Below are 14,016 nucleotides of genomic sequence, written 5' to 3' on the forward strand. Positions count from 1 at the left end.
GGGCGTTCAGGGATAGGAGACGTAGACGTCGGTCAGCAGGTCCGCCGCCGTGGGCTTGGGGTCGGCCTTGGCCTTGTACACCGCGTTTTCGATCAGCAGCTCCACCTCCTTGTCGATCTGGTCCAGCTGCTCGACCGAGAGCAGTCCGGCCCGGGTGGTGCGCTCGCGGAACTGCATCAGGCAGTCCTGGTGTTCGCGGAAATGCTTGACCTCATCCGGTGCCCGGTAGGTCTGGGCGTCGCCCTCGAAGTGGCCGTAGTAACGAGTCAGCTTGACCTCGATCAGCGACGGCCCCTCCCCCGCCCGAGCGCGCTCGACCGCCGCCCCGGCGGCTTCGTGGACGGCGAAGAAATCGAAACCGTCCACCGTGACGCCCGGCATGCCGAACCCGGCGGCGCGGTCGGCGATGTGGTCGCAGGCCACCGACCAGTTGGACGCGGTGGCTTCGGCATAACCATTGTTCTCGGCGACGAAAAGGCATGGCAGGTTCCACACCGAGGCCATGTTCATCGCTTCGAACACCGCACCCTCGTTGGAGCCGCCGTCGCCGAAGAACACCACCGCGACGCTGTCGGTGCCCTTGAGCCGGGCCGCCAACGCGGCGCCTACCACCAGGGGCGCACCGGCCCCGACGATGCCGTTGGCACCGAGCATGCCTTTCTCAAGATCAGCGATGTGCATCGAACCGCCCTTGCCCTGGCAGACGCCGGTTTTCTTGCCGTAGATCTCGGCCATCATTCCGTAGACGTCCACGCCCTTGGCGATACAGTGCCCGTGGCCACGGTGGTTGGAGGCGATGCAATCGTCATCCCCCAGGTGGGCCATGACGCCAGCGGCTGAGGCTTCTTCACCGGCATACAAGTGGACGAAGCCGGGAATCTCGCCGGTGGCGAACTCCACGTGCAGGCGCTCTTCGAAGGCGCGGATGGTGCGCATCACCTGATAGGCGTGCAGCAGTTGATCGTGGGTCAGGGTTGTCGACATTTTTTATTCTCCAGGGGTGTCTTGAAGATTGAGAGGGTGTTGCGGGTGTTCACGGCCGATGGCCAGCAAACGCTGTTGCGCGGCGTAGGCCAGCACGGCGTTGACATCGATGCTCAGCGGGCCGCCGGCATCGAGGGTGACCGTGGGGCGGTCATGGACGTTGAATTCGATTTCCCGCTCGCCATCCAGCGCCAACGTGCCGCAAGGCAGCGACAGGTCATGGGCGACACCCGGCTCAAGGGGGCCGGCGGCGAGCACGCCACAGCCTTGCAACAGGCCGGGGGCCAGCGGGACCAGCAGCGCTTCGGGGGATTGCGGGTCCAGGCGCATCCAGGCCCCGCCCGGTGCCTGGCGCGGCACCGGGAACCACAGGCCGCACAGCGCCGACAAGCCAATGGATTGCGGCTCGGCGAAGGTCACGAACACCTCGGCCAGGTCCCGTGCCCGGCTGATCGCCCGGGCGCCGACGAAGCGCAGCGGTGAGACGGCAACGTCCACCAGGGCCACTTCGCGCATGCCGCGGGCGGCATCGCAAATCAGCAGCCGCTTGTTGCGCCGCAAACCGATCTGCGCCGGGATCCGACCACTGGCATACAAGCCGCCGGCCAACCCGGCGCTGGTGGCCTCGCGCAGTTCCGGGAAGGCGTTATTGGTGCCGGTGGACAGCGTCAGCAACGGGATGTCGCCGACTTCAGCGGCCACCGCTTTGTGGGTGCCATCACCGCCGAGCACCGCGATCAGCGCCACCTCGCGCTCGGCCATCAAGCGTGCGGCGCTGCGGGTGTCTTCCACGGTCTGGCGCAGGGTCAGGTCAAGAAACTCCAAAGTCGGCCAGTGGCTGCTGCGGGCCTGACGGCTGTGGCTGTTCTTCAGCACGGCGGCGGCCATGCCGATCATGTCGGTGGGCAACAAAACGTGTTCGATGCCGGTGGCACCGAAGGCCGCCAGCAAGCGCTGGATCACCGAGACCTTGTCAGTGCTGGAAAACAGCCCGGCATGGGCGGTCAGGCGTCGAACGTCACGCCCCGACGCGGGATTGGCGATGATGCCCACGGTCAGTGGTCGGCGGCTCATGGCAGCACCGTGGATAACGGGGGAAACCCCGGGTGAGCATTCATAAGGACCTCGTTTTTATTATTGGATGGCCCGTCGGGCGGGTTGAGGGGGATAGAGCAAGGGCAGTGCCAGAAGCTTCTGGAACCGCTGTAAGACCCAGGCCAGAGCGCTCGCAACGAAACGGAGGTGAGAGCAGAACTCGTCCCAGTGAGACGCGGCATGTCAGCCTGCACGAGCATCCGGCGAGACGCTGAGACGTGGCGTCTCACGATGGCTTGCCACCGCGCCAGACTTGTCTGCACCCGGCGGACGGCGCTTAATGAGCGCACAACGACAAGAAGCTGAACCGGAGGCCCCTATGCTTTCCGCCCACTCCCGAGCCCATGTGGATTGCGTCAGTCGCGTGGTGAAAAACGCCGACCAGTTGCCACAGCTACCGGTGCCGGACCTGATCCTCGATTCCTGGCGCCGCTCCATGGAGCAGCACCACCTCGATCCGGGCTCGTTGCAGGGCCCGCGGATCCTGTCCGAGGACGTGCTCAAGCAATGCCGCGAGCGCTCCGAGCTGTTCCTCAATATCGCCAGCGAAGAAGTCGCCCGCCTTCATGGTCGGGTGCGCGATGCCGATTACTGCGTGCTGCTGACCGATGCCCAGGGCCAGACCATCGACTATCGGGTGGAAAGCGCCATTCGCAATGACTGCCGCAAGGCCGGACTGTACCTGGGCACTTGCTGGTCGGAGGGTGAAGAAGGCACCTGCGGGGTGGCGGCCGTGCTGACGGCCAAGGCGCCGGTAACGGTGCACAAGCGCGACCATTTCCGTGCGGCGTTCATCGGCCTGACCTGCTCTGCCGCGCCGGTCTTCGACCCACAAGGGCAATTGCTCGGAGTCCTGGACGTGTCGGCGGTGCGCTCGCCGGATGAACGCCGTTCGCAGCATCTGATCCGCCAGATGGTGGTGCAGAGCGCCCGGGAGATCGAACAGGCGTTCTTCATGAGCAGTGCCCAGGGCTACTGGGTGCTGCGCGCTCATCGCAATGCCGGCTACGTCGACAGCCAGCCGGACTTCCTGCTGGCCTGGGATGACGACGGCTGCCTGCAAGCGTTGAACCCGGCCGCCCGGCAGTTCCTGTTGCGGCACTACGGCCAGTTGCCGCAACACATCAGCCATGTGTTCGACCAGCAACTGCTGCACCGGGCCCGGGACGAGCGCCTTTATCCCCTCGATCACGCCCTGCACGGCCGCTTGAGCGCGCCGCGCCAGCGAGCCACCCCGCGCCCTCGGGCGGCCATGGCCCCGGCGGAGCTGGACCCGCGTCTGGCCGACAGCCTGCGCCTGGCGGTGCGGGTCAAGGACCGCAACCTGCCGGTGCTGATCCAGGGCGAAACCGGCGCCGGCAAGGAAGTCTTTGCCCGTCAGTTGCACCAGGCCAGCCAGCGCCGTGACCGCCCCTTCGTCGCGCTGAACTGCGCGGCCATCCCGGAGAGCCTGATCGAGAGCGAGTTGTTCGGCTATGTCGCCGGGGCGTTCACCGGGGCTTCGGCCAAGGGCATGCAAGGCTTGTTGCAGCAGGCCGATGGCGGGACGCTGTTCCTGGATGAAATCGGTGATATGCCGCTGGCCTTGCAGACCCGGCTGTTGCGGGTGCTGGCCGAGGGCGAGGTCGCGCCGCTGGGGGCTTCACGGCGCAAGGCGGTGGACATCCAGGTGATCTGCGCCACCCACCGCGACCTGGAGACCCTGGTGGCCGCCGGCGAGTTTCGCGAGGACTTGTACTTCCGCCTGGGCGGTGCGCGCTTTCAACTGCCCCCGCTGCGTGAGCGCACGGACCGATTGGCGTTGATCAATCGCATTCTGGCAGAAGAGTCGGCGCTGTGCGGCGCCGCGATACAACTGAGCGGCGCGGCCCTGGAATGCCTGCTCGGTTATTCCTGGCCGGGCAATGTGCGGCAACTGCGTCATGTGTTGCGCTACGCCTGCGCAGTGTGCGAAGCCAGCGTGATCCAGCTCAGCCACCTGCCCGAGTCGCTGCACAGTGCTGACGCAGCCGCTCAGTCGCCCGAACCGAGCGCCAGCCCGGAGCGCCAGGCACTGCTCGATGCCCTGGTGCGCCATCGCTGGAAGCCCACCGCCACGGCCCGGGCCCTGGGCATCTCCCGGGCGACCCTGTACCGACGGGTGCACCAGCATGGAATTCAGATGCCGGGCCGAAGCCCGGCTTGAAACCACGCTCTAGCGTTGCGCCAGCTCATGGCGCACGCACTGTTCGTAGTAGGTCTGCTTGACCGCCGCCGGCTTGAGGCGCGAGGCGCTGTTGTAGGTCTGCTCGGTGATGCCCAGGGCCGTCATGCGCATCCAGGGCCGGGGGAACTTGCGCACTTGTAGCTTCTTCCGGGCGCCGTAAAGGCTGATCCCGCCCAGCTTCGACGCCTGGGCACCCGCCGCGATGTCCGAACCCCAGCGGCAGATGGATTGCTGGTTCTGCGTCAGCGCCTTGGCCTGGGCCTCAAGCGCCACGCTGGTCAACAGAACTGTCGCCACGACCCACATAGAAACACGCATAGGTTTATCGCCCAACTTTCTGAAATAAAACAAGTTTGACGAGGTTCACAAAAGCAAGGGGCCAGCACGTTCCAGAAACAAACTGTGGCGAGGGAGCTTGCTCCCGCTGGGCTGCGCAGCAGCCCCATGGATTCACCTGACACACCCCATTGAGGGCCGCTTCGCGGCCCAGCGGGAGCAAGCTCCCTCGCCACAGGGTTATGGGTTTGCCTTTGCCTCCTGCAACAACTGCTGGATCACCTGCTCCTGCTCACCATAGCGACCTTCGCCAAAGTGGCTGTAGCGCACCTGCCCCTTGGCATCGATGAAGTAATGGGCCGGCCAGTACTGGTTGTCGAAGGCGCACCAGATTGCGTATTGGTTGTCGATGGCCACCGGGTAGTGAATATCCAGCTTGCGCACCTGTTCGCGGACGTTGTCGATGATCTTCTCGAAGCCGTATTCCGGGGTGTGGACGCCGATCACCACCAGCCCGTCCTTCTCGTATTTCTTCGCCCAATCGTTCACATAGGGCAGCGTGTGCTGGCAGTTGATGCAGTCATAGGTCCAGAAATCCACCAGCACCACCTTGCCCCGCAGTGACTCACTGCTCAGCGGCGGCGAGTTCAGCCACTGCACCGCGCCGTCCAGCGAGGGCATGGTGCCCTTGGATTCGAGGGTCGGCATCGAAGCCGCGCTGGCCTTGCTGACCACGTAGTCGATGGCTTTCGGTACTTTCTCCAGCAGGCTTTTTTCCAGGGTCGCCGAGCCTTGGGACGAGGTACTTGCCAGCAGACGATCATCGGCGCCCGTGCCGATGGCCACGGCGGCCAGCAGTACGACGGCGCCGCTGCCACGGCGCAACCAGGTAGTGACCGGCAGCGAGAGCTTCAGACGCCCGACCAGACCGCGTCCGGCAAAGATCAGCGTGCCCAGGGACAAGGCGCTGCCCAGCCCGTAGGCCAGCAACAACAGGCTAGTGCCGGCGTTGGCGCCTTGCAGCATGGCACCGGTCAGGATCACCCCGAGGATCGGCCCGGCGCACGGCGCCCAGAGCAGCCCGGTGGCCACGCCGATCAGCAGCGAGCCCAGCGGCCCGGCCATCTTCCCTGCGCCGGCATCGATACGGTTGCCCAGGCTGACCAGCGGCCGCGCCAGCCAGATCCCGACCTGACTGAACATCAGCGACAGGGCAAACAACACCATCACCACCAGCGCGACTTGCCGGCCGACACTGCTGGCACGCAACACCCACTCGCTGCTCACCACCGCCAGGCTCGAGACCAGGGCAAAGGTCAGCACCATGCCGACCAGAGTCAGCAACACCGACCGGCGCGAGCGGTCGGCGCGGGCGAACAGGAACGGTACAACCGGGAGAATACAGGGGCTGAGGATCGTCAGGATCCCGCCGAGGAAAGCGATGAGAAGCATGGCAACACCTCAATGATTGATGGATTCGTGAACCCGCGAAGGCTTGCGTGGCGAGGGAGCTTGCTCCCGCTGGGCTGCTTAGCAGCCCCAACAGCAGTCAACCAGGCATACCGAGGCGGCTGGCTTTGGGGTCGCTGCGCAACCCAGCGGGAGCAAGCTCCCTCGCCACGGCCCTGACACCTTGGTCTCAGTTACCTTCATTGCAATTGTCGGCAAACTTGCGGTAGTCCAGCTTCTGCTGGTGGCCTGCCGAGTCCAGGTAGGTCATGTGGGCGTTGACCACGCCGCAGGCCGGCTCCGGGTCTTCGGAAAGCGACAGCACCTTCTGGATATCCAGGTGGGTGCCGTAGCGGTAGGTTTGCGCCTGGACGTTGCTCTCGGCCCGGGCCGACAGGGTGCAGATGTTCAGCGCGGCGAAAAGGCAAGCGGCGTAGATGGCTTTGGTGTTCATGGCGGAGTCCTCGTTCAATGGATGGTTTTCTGCCGAGGTCTGCCGTGGCGCCTCGATGGAAGCCATTGAACGTCCTTGAGGTATCGCGCCTGTATCGAGCCCGCTGGCTTTTTGCATCGCTGTGTATCCGCTACGCCCCAGATACACTGCAATACAAACCGTCGCGAGCCGGGCCGGACGGGGCCTGTAGACTGACCACAACGAAACGCCAAGAGGGCTGGACACCATGGATCATGTCGATCACGTGCTGATAGTGGATGACGATCGCGAGATCAGAGAACTGGTGGGCAACTACCTGAAGAAGAACGGCCTGCGCACCACCGTTGTCGCCGATGGCCGGCAGATGCGTGCGTTCCTGGAAACCACTCCGGTGGACCTGATCGTGCTGGACATCATGATGCCGGGGGACGACGGCCTGGTACTCTGCCGGGAACTGCGCGCCGGCAAGCACAAGGCCACCCCGGTGCTGATGCTCACCGCTCGCAACGACGAGACCGACCGCATCATCGGCCTGGAAATGGGCGCCGACGATTACCTGGTCAAGCCGTTCGCCGCCCGGGAACTGCTGGCGCGTATCAACGCGGTACTGCGCCGCACGCGCATGCTGCCGCCCAACCTGGTGGTTACCGAAAGCGGACGCCTGCTGGCGTTCGGCCGCTGGCGCCTGGACACCACCGCCCGCCACCTGCTGGACACCGACGGCACCATGGTTGCCCTGAGCGGCGCCGAGTACCGTTTGCTGCGAGTGTTCCTCGACCATCCGCAGCGAGTGCTCAACCGCGACCAACTGCTCAACCTGACCCAAGGCCGCGATGCTGACCTGTTCGATCGTTCCATCGACCTGCTGGTCAGTCGCTTGCGCCAGCGCCTGCTGGACGATGCGCGGGAGCCGGCCTACATCAAGACCGTGCGCAGCGAAGGCTATGTGTTCTCACTGCCGGTGGAAATCCTCGAGGCTTCGGTATGAACCTTTCACTGCGCTGGCCGCGCACGCTCGCGTCGAGGCTGTCGCTGATCTTCCTGATCGGCCTGATCCTGGCCCAGGGTCTGTCCTTTGGGGCCCAGTATTACGAGCGCTACCAGACGGCAAAGACCACCATGCTCGGCAACCTGGAGACCGATGTCGCCACCTCCGTCGCGATCCTCGACCGCTTGCCCGCCGCCGAGCGCCAGGCCTGGCTGCCGAAACTGACCCGGCGCAACTACGGTTATCTGCTCGATGCAGGCCAGCCCGGCCAACCGATGCTCCCGGACGATGCGCCGGTGTCAGTGAGTTCGATCCAGGAGGCCCTCGGCCAGGCCTACGCCCTGACATTCACCGATATTCCCGGGCCGCAGAAACATTATCAGGCGCACTTGCGCCTGGCGGACGGCAACCCCCTGACCATCGACGTCCGTCCGGCGATGATGCCCCTCTCCCCCTGGTTGCCAGTGGTATTGCTGGGCCAGTTGGCGCTGTTGATCGGCTGCACCTGGCTGGCCGTCCGCATCGCCGTCAGTCCTCTGACCCGATTGGCCCAGGCGGTGGAAACCCTCGACCCGAACGCCCACAGCGTACGCCTGGAGGAACAGGGCCCGACCGAAGTGGTGCACGCCGCCAAGGCTTTCAACGCCATGCAGGACCGCATCGCCGCCTACCTCAAGGAGCGCATGCAGCTGCTGGCGGCGATTTCCCACGACCTGCAGACGCCCATCACACGCATGAAACTGCGCGCCGAATTCATGGACGAAGGTCTGGAGAAGGACAAGCTGTTCAGCGATCTGGGCGAAATGGAGCACCTGGTGCGTGAAGGCGTGGCTTATGCCCGCAGTATCCATGGTGCCACCGAGGCCAGCTGCCGTCTGAACCTGGATGCCTTTCTCGACAGCCTGGTATTCGACTATCAGGACACCGGCAAGGACGTGCAGTTGAGCGGGAAAAACGCGGCGGTCATCGACACCCGCCCCCATGCCTTGCGGCGGGTGCTGGTCAATCTGGTGGATAACGCTCTGAAGTTCGCCGGCGCGGCGCAGATCCAGGTGCAACTCGCCGACAACGGCCAACTGAGCATCCAGGTGCTGGACCGTGGCCCGGGCATCAACGACCAGGAACTGGCCGAAGTGTTAAAGCCGTTTTACCGGGTGGAAAGCTCCCGCAACCGCGAAACCGGCGGCACCGGGCTGGGCCTGGCAATCGCCCAGCAACTGGCACTTGCCATGGGCGCCTCCCTGACCCTGAGCAACCGCGAAGGCGGCGGACTGTGTGCCGAACTGCGCCTGAACCGCGAAGCTCCTCACGCCCACTGAACACCCTCTTTTGTGGGAGCGAGCCTGCTCGCGATGGCGATCTATCTACCGGCACAGATGCTGACTGGCCGGGCGCCATCGCGAGCAGGCTCGCTCCCACAGGGGAATGGCGCTGTACTTTCCTTCTGCAGACCACACAACACACTGCGGGAACTGTTGGTGGCTTTTGTATAAGTATGTGTCTGCCGGTACCCGGCTTACACAAGCTTGCGATAAGGCCCCGTTGAAGACACACCCTGCCTACACCCGCTTGAAAGACTCCCTGGTGTTCCCGGCGCAGAACGCCGGTTCCCAAGGAGATTCAACATGTACCCCACCGTCACCAATACCGTCAAAGCACTACACACCCCGCTCGATCACGCCGGTCCATGGCTCGCGCCCCTGGGCCTGCGGCTGTTCCTGGCCTGGGAGTTTTTCGAGTCCGGGCTGGAGAAATGGAACGGCAGCAACTGGTTCGCCGAGATCCAGTCGGCCTTCCCCTTCCCGTTCAATCATCTGCCGGCCAGTTGGAACTGGGAGCTGTCGATGTGGGCAGAGCTGGTCTGCGCCATTGCTCTGTTGATCGGCCTGGGAACGCGATTGTCGGCTCTGGTACTGGTCATCGTCACCGTGGTCGCCACCGCAGCGGTGCACTGGCCGGCAGACTGGTCGACCTTGAGCGAACTGGCGCAAGGGTATGCGATCAGCAATAAAGGCCATGGCAACTTCAAACTGCCACTGATCTACCTGGTGGCGCTGTTGCCGCTGCTGTTGCAGGGGGCTGGGAAATTGAGTGTGGATGCGCTGATAAAGAAAGGCCTGCACCGCCAATAACACGGCCAGACACAACCCCTGAGAAAAACACAACCCCCTGTGGGAGCGAGCCTGCTCGCGATAGCGGTGGGTCAGCAATATTATGATTGACTGACACTCCGCTATCGCGAGCAAGCTCGCTCCCACAGGTTGGGCGTTTCAGTTGGAGGATTGGGTGGAGATGCCAACCACCCCTTCTCCGTGCATCTTGCGCACCAGCGCCATCGCATCCTCCATGAATCCGAACGAGCTGACCCCGGCCTCCCGCGCCAACACCACCAGTTGCTCGCGCCCATCCAGCTCGGGAAACGCTTCGATGCGCTGCAACAACCGCCAGGCCAACGGGCTCAGTTCGGAAAAACGTACCTGGAACTGCGCGGTTCGCCGCACCAGTAGCAACGTTGGTTCGGACGGCGGCGTCGCCGGTTGATAGTGCGGCGCCAGCCGATGCACCGGCCATTGATAAGCCAGCGGCCAGGCCAGGGGCGAGAGGCGCAAGGGCTGGTCGAGCAACGACGCTTCGTCACCGGCAGGCAGCGATTCGGCGTCCGATTGCAGCAGCGCCATCTCAACCCACTCATAGTGCGCCAGCTCCGCCATGAACGGCGGCCAGTCCGGTGCCTGTACCGTGGCGAGATACCCGACGAATTCCTGGGAAATTTCACCGAACCTGGGCGTGGTACAGCGATGATCGCGCAGGAAGCCGCGCACGCAAGCGCGCCATTGGTCCTGCCCGAGCTGGCTGATCAATACCGGGAAAGTGCCGCTGAGCAGCGAGCGCATGTTCTCGAAGATCAGCTCGCGATACACCGCCGCTCGCGCCGGGTCCATATCGGCCGGGGCCGGGCAATGCTCAGGGTCACGCAAATAGCGGGTCAACGCCTGTTGCTGCTGATGCAGCGTCCGCGACGGCTCAACCATGGGCCACCGCCCGCCGCGGCTCGGCCTGCTGTTGTAACTGGCGGATGGTCTGCAGTTCGGCCACCAGGGCGGCATAGGGCGGGAAGTTGAAATCCCGTTCGAGCAAGGTCGGCTGGACGCCGAAACGCTCATAGGCGTGTGCGAGCAACGACCAGACCACCGGTTTGACCGGAGCGCCATGACTGTCGATTTTCAACGTCTCAGACTCGTCGTAGTGCCCGGCCACGTGCATCGCCACTACCCGGCCAGGCTCCAGGCCGTCGAGGAAGGCCTGGGGATCGAAGCCATGATTGATCGCGTTGACGTAAACGTTGTTGACGTCCAACAACAGGTCGCAATCGGCTTCGCGCAGGACCGCGCGGGTGAATTCCAGCTCGCTCATGTCCTGGCGAGGCGCCGCGTAGTAGGAAACGTTCTCCACCGCCAGGCGCCGGCCCAACACGTCCTGAGCCTGGCGAATACGGGCCGCCACGTGGTGCACCGCCTCTTCGGTAAAGGGCAACGGCAGCAGGTCGTACAGATGCCCCTCGTCACCGCAGTAACTCAAGTGTTCGCTGTACAACGGAACGTCAAAGCGCTCCAGAAAGCCGCGCACCTGCTTCAGGAATCCCTGGTCCAGCGGCGCCGGCCCGCCCAGGGACAGTGACAGGCCGTGGCACGACAACGGGTAGCGTTCGGCCAGGGAGCGCAAAGCGGCGCCGTGGGGGCCGCCGATCCCGATCCAGTTTTCCGGAGCGACCTCCAGGAAATCGAAGTCCCCGACCGGCGCCTGGCGCAGCTCGTCGAGCAAGGCCCGGCGCAGCCCAAGCCCGGCGGATGAAGGGAAAAGGGTATTTGACATGGCACATCTCCTTGAAATGGCGATGTGGGGAGCCCTGCTCCGGCTTCCAAATACGCATCAAACCCCGTGGCGAGGGAGCTTGCTCCCGCTTGAGTGCGCAGCACTCACAACAATGGGACTGCCTCACAGCCCAGCGGGAACGAGCTCCCTCGCCACAGGGTTTGCTTAACGGCGTACATTCAGGCCGGTATAGATGATCATCTCCCCACGGGAGGAATCAGGACTCGATAGCCGCCCCGCACTTACCCTCGCCACACTTGCCTTCAGCGGTTTTCGCCTGGGCGGACAGGTACTGCTTGGCTTCCGGCAGCGAGATACCGCCGTCGTGGTTGGCGTCGATCTTGTCGAATTCAGCCGCACGCTCCGGTGCGGCGGCGATGAACTCATCGCGCGACACCTTGCCGTCGTGGTTGGTATCGGTCTTGGCGAACTTGTCTTCGCCGCACTTGCCTTCGGCGGGCTTCTTCACGGTGTCCGCCGCGGCCAGGGTGTAACCCTGCGCCAGGTCGTTCATGGTCAGGGCCGACGCGCTGGCGGACAGTCCGAGGCCACCGACCAGGGCCAGGCCAAGTGCAAGAGAAGAGGTGCGAGAGAAGTTGAGCATGGAGTATTCCTCGATTGATCAATTGCGCCAGTCACCCACATCGCAGGGTCGATGTCGGCTGGCTGGCGTAGTTAATCGTCGGTGTGTATCCGCGCTGTGTCGCAGGCACCGGCCTTCGTCAAGCAGGTGTATCCACGGCGCCCCGGTACACACTGCGATACAAGCCCGGCACCGCTGCGTGAAAAAATCGAAACCTTGAGCGGCGTGCGTCGGTCAAGTCCTTAAGCACGTCAACCGCGCAGGCCGCTCGACGCGGCGGCGCCGTCAAACGAGGGACAGACATGAGCATGACCGTCGGTGATTTTCTGGTGGAGCGCCTTTATGAATGGGGGGTGCGCCGCATCTATGGCTATCCGGGCGATGGCATCAACGGCGTGTTCGGCGCCTTGAACCGGGCCAATGGCAAGATCCGCTTCATTCAGGCCCGGCACGAGGAAATGGCCGCTTTCATGGCCAGCGCCCACGCCAAATTCACAGGTGAACTGGGCGTGTGCATCGCCACCTCGGGGCCTGGCGCGTCTCACTTGGTGACCGGGCTGTACGATGCGCGGCTGGACCACATGCCGGTGCTGGCGATCTGTGGCCAGCAGGCCCGCACCGCCCTGGGCGGCCATTACCAACAGGAACTGGACCTGGTCAGCCTGCTCAAGGACGTGGCCGGGGCATTTGTGCAGCAGGCCAGCGCGCCCTCCCAGGTGCGTCATCTGCTGGACCGTGCGGTGCGCACGGCGGTGGGCGAGCGCCGGGTCACGGCGCTGATCCTGCCCAACGATCTCCAGGAGTTGGCCTACACCGAGCCGCCGCGCCAGCACGGCACGGTGCATTCCGGCGTCGGCTATCGCAAACCCAAGGTGGTGCCCTACGAAGAAGACCTGCGCAAGGCCGCCGAGGTGTTGAACGCCGGCAAGAAAGTCGCGATCCTGGTCGGCGCCGGCGCGCTGCATGCCACTGACGAAGTGATCGCCATCGCCGACAAGCTCGGGGCCGGCGTGGCCAAGGCCCTGCTCGGCAAAGCCGCCGTGCCGGACGATCTGCCCTGGGTCACCGGCTCCATCGGCTTGCTGGGCACCGAACCCAGCGACAAGCTGATGGCCGGCTGCGACACGCTGCTAATGATCGGTTCCGGTTTCCCCTACGCCGAGTTCCTGCCCCCCGAAGGTCAGGCCCGTGGGGTGCAGATCGACATCCAGCCGGACATGCTCAGCCTGCGCTACCCCATGGAAGTCAGCCTGCACGGCGACAGCGTCGACACCCTGCGCGCCCTGCTGCCGCTGATCGAAGAAAAACCCGACCGCGCCTGGCGCAAGAAAATCGAGCAGTGGCGCGAGCGCTGGGACAAGACCCTGGAAAAACGCGCCCTGGTGTCGGCCAAGCCGATCAATCCGCAAAGGGTCACGTTCGAACTGTCGCCCCGCCTGCCCGATCGCGCCATCATCACCTGCGACTCCGGTTCCTGCGCCAACTGGTACGCCCGGGATATCCAGATCCGGCGCGGCATGATGTGCTCGTTGTCCGGTGGCCTGGCGTCCATGGGCGCCGCCGTGCCCTATGCCATTGCCGCCAAGTTCTGCCATCCGGACCGTCCGGTGGTCGCCCTGGTGGGCGATGGCGCCATGCAGATGAATAGCATGGCCGAGTTGATCACCGTCGCCAAATACTGGCGCACCTGGGCCAATGGCAGCTGGATCTGCGCGGTGTTCAACAACCGCGACCTGAATCAGGTGACCTGGGAACAACGGGTCATGGAGGGCGACCCGAAATTTTCCGCTTCCCAGGACATTCCCGACGTGCCTTACCACCTGTTCGCCGAGTCCATCGGCCTGAAGGGCATCCTGGTGCTGCACGAAGACGATGTCGCCGGCGCCTGGGAGCAAGCGCTGGCAGCGGATCGTCCGGTGCTGATCGAATTTCGCACAGACCCCGACGTACCGCCCCTGCCACCGCACATCAAGCTGGAACAGGCGAAAAAATTCGCCTCGACCCTGCTCCAGGGCGACCCGAACGAGCGCGGCATCGTGGTGGAAACCGCCAAGCAGGTGCTCAGCAGCCTCCTGCCTGGCCAGCGCAAAGACAAGGACTGAAGCTGCAAACCCACCCCGTGGCGAGGG

Annotated in this window: 13 protein-coding genes; 5 read left to right on the forward strand and 8 right to left on the reverse strand. The window is 64.4% G+C overall.

Annotated elements, in window-relative coordinates; translation table 11 throughout:
• Positions 1-6: 6 nt before the first annotated feature.
• On the reverse strand, positions 7-984 hold the full coding sequence (locus ACLEJQ_RS06475; RefSeq protein WP_440793256.1) for a thiamine pyrophosphate-dependent dehydrogenase E1 component subunit alpha: 978 nt from the start codon (positions 982-984) through the stop codon (positions 7-9).
• 3 nt (positions 985-987) lie between these two features.
• Entirely contained in the window at positions 988-2,058 is a 1,071-nt protein-coding gene (locus ACLEJQ_RS06480) for an ATP-NAD kinase family protein (protein WP_440793258.1), read from the reverse strand.
• A 340-nt stretch (positions 2,059-2,398) separates the two neighbouring features.
• Between ACLEJQ_RS06480 and ACLEJQ_RS06485 the strand changes: the two genes are divergently transcribed.
• The gene (locus ACLEJQ_RS06485; protein ID WP_440793260.1) at positions 2,399-4,264 is read left to right on the forward strand and encodes a sigma-54-dependent Fis family transcriptional regulator; all 1,866 of its coding nucleotides are present in this window, start codon (positions 2,399-2,401) and stop codon (positions 4,262-4,264) included.
• A 9-nt stretch (positions 4,265-4,273) separates the two neighbouring features.
• On the opposite strand, the gene ACLEJQ_RS06490 is transcribed toward ACLEJQ_RS06485, so the two are convergent.
• From ACLEJQ_RS06490 to ACLEJQ_RS06500, 3 genes are all read right to left on the reverse strand, one after another.
• Entirely contained in the window at positions 4,274-4,603 is a 330-nt protein-coding gene (locus ACLEJQ_RS06490) for a hypothetical protein (protein ID WP_440793262.1), read from the reverse strand.
• Between the two features lie 198 nt (positions 4,604-4,801).
• Complete coding sequence (locus tag ACLEJQ_RS06495; protein ID WP_440793264.1) at positions 4,802-6,013, reverse strand: cytochrome c biogenesis protein DipZ; 1,212 nt, start codon at positions 6,011-6,013, stop codon at positions 4,802-4,804.
• Between the two features lie 187 nt (positions 6,014-6,200).
• Positions 6,201-6,464: a DUF2790 domain-containing protein gene (locus ACLEJQ_RS06500; RefSeq protein WP_440793266.1), complete on the reverse strand. Its 264-nt coding sequence runs from the start codon at positions 6,462-6,464 to the stop codon at positions 6,201-6,203.
• A 226-nt stretch (positions 6,465-6,690) separates the two neighbouring features.
• Here ACLEJQ_RS06500 and ACLEJQ_RS06505 point away from each other — a divergent pair, with 226 nt between their 5' ends.
• From ACLEJQ_RS06505 to ACLEJQ_RS06515, 3 genes are all read left to right on the forward strand, one after another.
• Complete coding sequence (locus ACLEJQ_RS06505; RefSeq protein WP_003202589.1) at positions 6,691-7,431, forward strand: response regulator; 741 nt, start codon at positions 6,691-6,693, stop codon at positions 7,429-7,431.
• On the forward strand, positions 7,428-8,750 hold the full coding sequence (locus ACLEJQ_RS06510; RefSeq protein WP_440793269.1) for an ATP-binding protein: 1,323 nt from the start codon (positions 7,428-7,430) through the stop codon (positions 8,748-8,750). Before ACLEJQ_RS06505 ends, ACLEJQ_RS06510 begins: the two co-directional genes overlap by 4 nt.
• A 306-nt stretch (positions 8,751-9,056) precedes the next feature.
• Positions 9,057-9,563, forward strand: a complete 507-nt coding sequence (locus tag ACLEJQ_RS06515; RefSeq protein ID WP_440793271.1) for an HvfX family Cu-binding RiPP maturation protein — start codon at positions 9,057-9,059, stop codon at positions 9,561-9,563.
• A 138-nt stretch (positions 9,564-9,701) separates the two neighbouring features.
• Here ACLEJQ_RS06515 and ACLEJQ_RS06520 read toward each other — a convergent pair whose 3' ends face one another.
• The 3 genes from ACLEJQ_RS06520 to ACLEJQ_RS06530 all read right to left on the reverse strand — a co-directional run bounded on the left by ACLEJQ_RS06520 (position 9,702) and on the right by ACLEJQ_RS06530 (position 11,908).
• A complete protein-coding gene (locus ACLEJQ_RS06520) occupies positions 9,702-10,463 on the reverse strand; it encodes an HvfC family RiPP maturation protein (RefSeq protein ID WP_440793273.1) in 762 nt (253 codons plus the stop codon).
• Positions 10,456-11,304: an HvfB family MNIO-type RiPP peptide maturase gene (locus ACLEJQ_RS06525; RefSeq protein ID WP_440793275.1), complete on the reverse strand. Its 849-nt coding sequence runs from the start codon at positions 11,302-11,304 to the stop codon at positions 10,456-10,458. The genes ACLEJQ_RS06520 and ACLEJQ_RS06525 overlap by 8 nt, the downstream gene beginning before the upstream one ends.
• Before the next feature lie 217 nt (positions 11,305-11,521).
• Entirely contained in the window at positions 11,522-11,908 is a 387-nt protein-coding gene (locus tag ACLEJQ_RS06530) for an HvfA family oxazolone/thioamide-modified RiPP metallophore (RefSeq protein ID WP_440793277.1), read from the reverse strand.
• A 281-nt stretch (positions 11,909-12,189) separates the two neighbouring features.
• Here ACLEJQ_RS06530 and ACLEJQ_RS06535 point away from each other — a divergent pair, with 281 nt between their 5' ends.
• The gene (locus tag ACLEJQ_RS06535) at positions 12,190-13,989 is read left to right on the forward strand and encodes a thiamine pyrophosphate-requiring protein (RefSeq protein ID WP_440793279.1); all 1,800 of its coding nucleotides are present in this window, start codon (positions 12,190-12,192) and stop codon (positions 13,987-13,989) included.
• The last annotated feature ends 27 nt before the right edge of the window (positions 13,990-14,016 follow it).

This window comes from Pseudomonas sp. SMV71, from assembly GCF_052042015.1.
Lineage (GTDB): Bacteria > Pseudomonadota > Gammaproteobacteria > Pseudomonadales > Pseudomonadaceae > Aquipseudomonas.

What these genes read in the sequence shown, in the direction of transcription:
- ACLEJQ_RS06475 (WP_440793256.1), bottom strand. Translation starts at nt 984, where the DNA reads ATGTCGACAACCCTGACCCACGATCAACTGCTGCACGCCTATCAGGTG.
- ACLEJQ_RS06505 (WP_003202589.1), top strand. Translation starts at nt 6,691, where the DNA reads ATGGATCATGTCGATCACGTGCTGATAGTGGATGACGATCGCGAGATC.
- ACLEJQ_RS06525 (WP_440793275.1), bottom strand. Translation starts at nt 11,304, where the DNA reads ATGTCAAATACCCTTTTCCCTTCATCCGCCGGGCTTGGGCTGCGCCGG.
- ACLEJQ_RS06515 (WP_440793271.1), top strand. Translation starts at nt 9,057, where the DNA reads ATGTACCCCACCGTCACCAATACCGTCAAAGCACTACACACCCCGCTC.
- ACLEJQ_RS06480 (WP_440793258.1), bottom strand. Translation starts at nt 2,058, where the DNA reads ATGAGCCGCCGACCACTGACCGTGGGCATCATCGCCAATCCCGCGTCG.
- ACLEJQ_RS06495 (WP_440793264.1), bottom strand. Translation starts at nt 6,013, where the DNA reads ATGCTTCTCATCGCTTTCCTCGGCGGGATCCTGACGATCCTCAGCCCC.
- ACLEJQ_RS06500 (WP_440793266.1), bottom strand. Translation starts at nt 6,464, where the DNA reads ATGAACACCAAAGCCATCTACGCCGCTTGCCTTTTCGCCGCGCTGAAC.
- ACLEJQ_RS06520 (WP_440793273.1), bottom strand. Translation starts at nt 10,463, where the DNA reads ATGGTTGAGCCGTCGCGGACGCTGCATCAGCAGCAACAGGCGTTGACC.
- ACLEJQ_RS06510 (WP_440793269.1), top strand. Translation starts at nt 7,428, where the DNA reads ATGAACCTTTCACTGCGCTGGCCGCGCACGCTCGCGTCGAGGCTGTCG.
- ACLEJQ_RS06485 (WP_440793260.1), top strand. Translation starts at nt 2,399, where the DNA reads ATGCTTTCCGCCCACTCCCGAGCCCATGTGGATTGCGTCAGTCGCGTG.
- ACLEJQ_RS06490 (WP_440793262.1), bottom strand. Translation starts at nt 4,603, where the DNA reads ATGCGTGTTTCTATGTGGGTCGTGGCGACAGTTCTGTTGACCAGCGTG.
- ACLEJQ_RS06535 (WP_440793279.1), top strand. Translation starts at nt 12,190, where the DNA reads ATGAGCATGACCGTCGGTGATTTTCTGGTGGAGCGCCTTTATGAATGG.
- ACLEJQ_RS06530 (WP_440793277.1), bottom strand. Translation starts at nt 11,908, where the DNA reads ATGCTCAACTTCTCTCGCACCTCTTCTCTTGCACTTGGCCTGGCCCTG.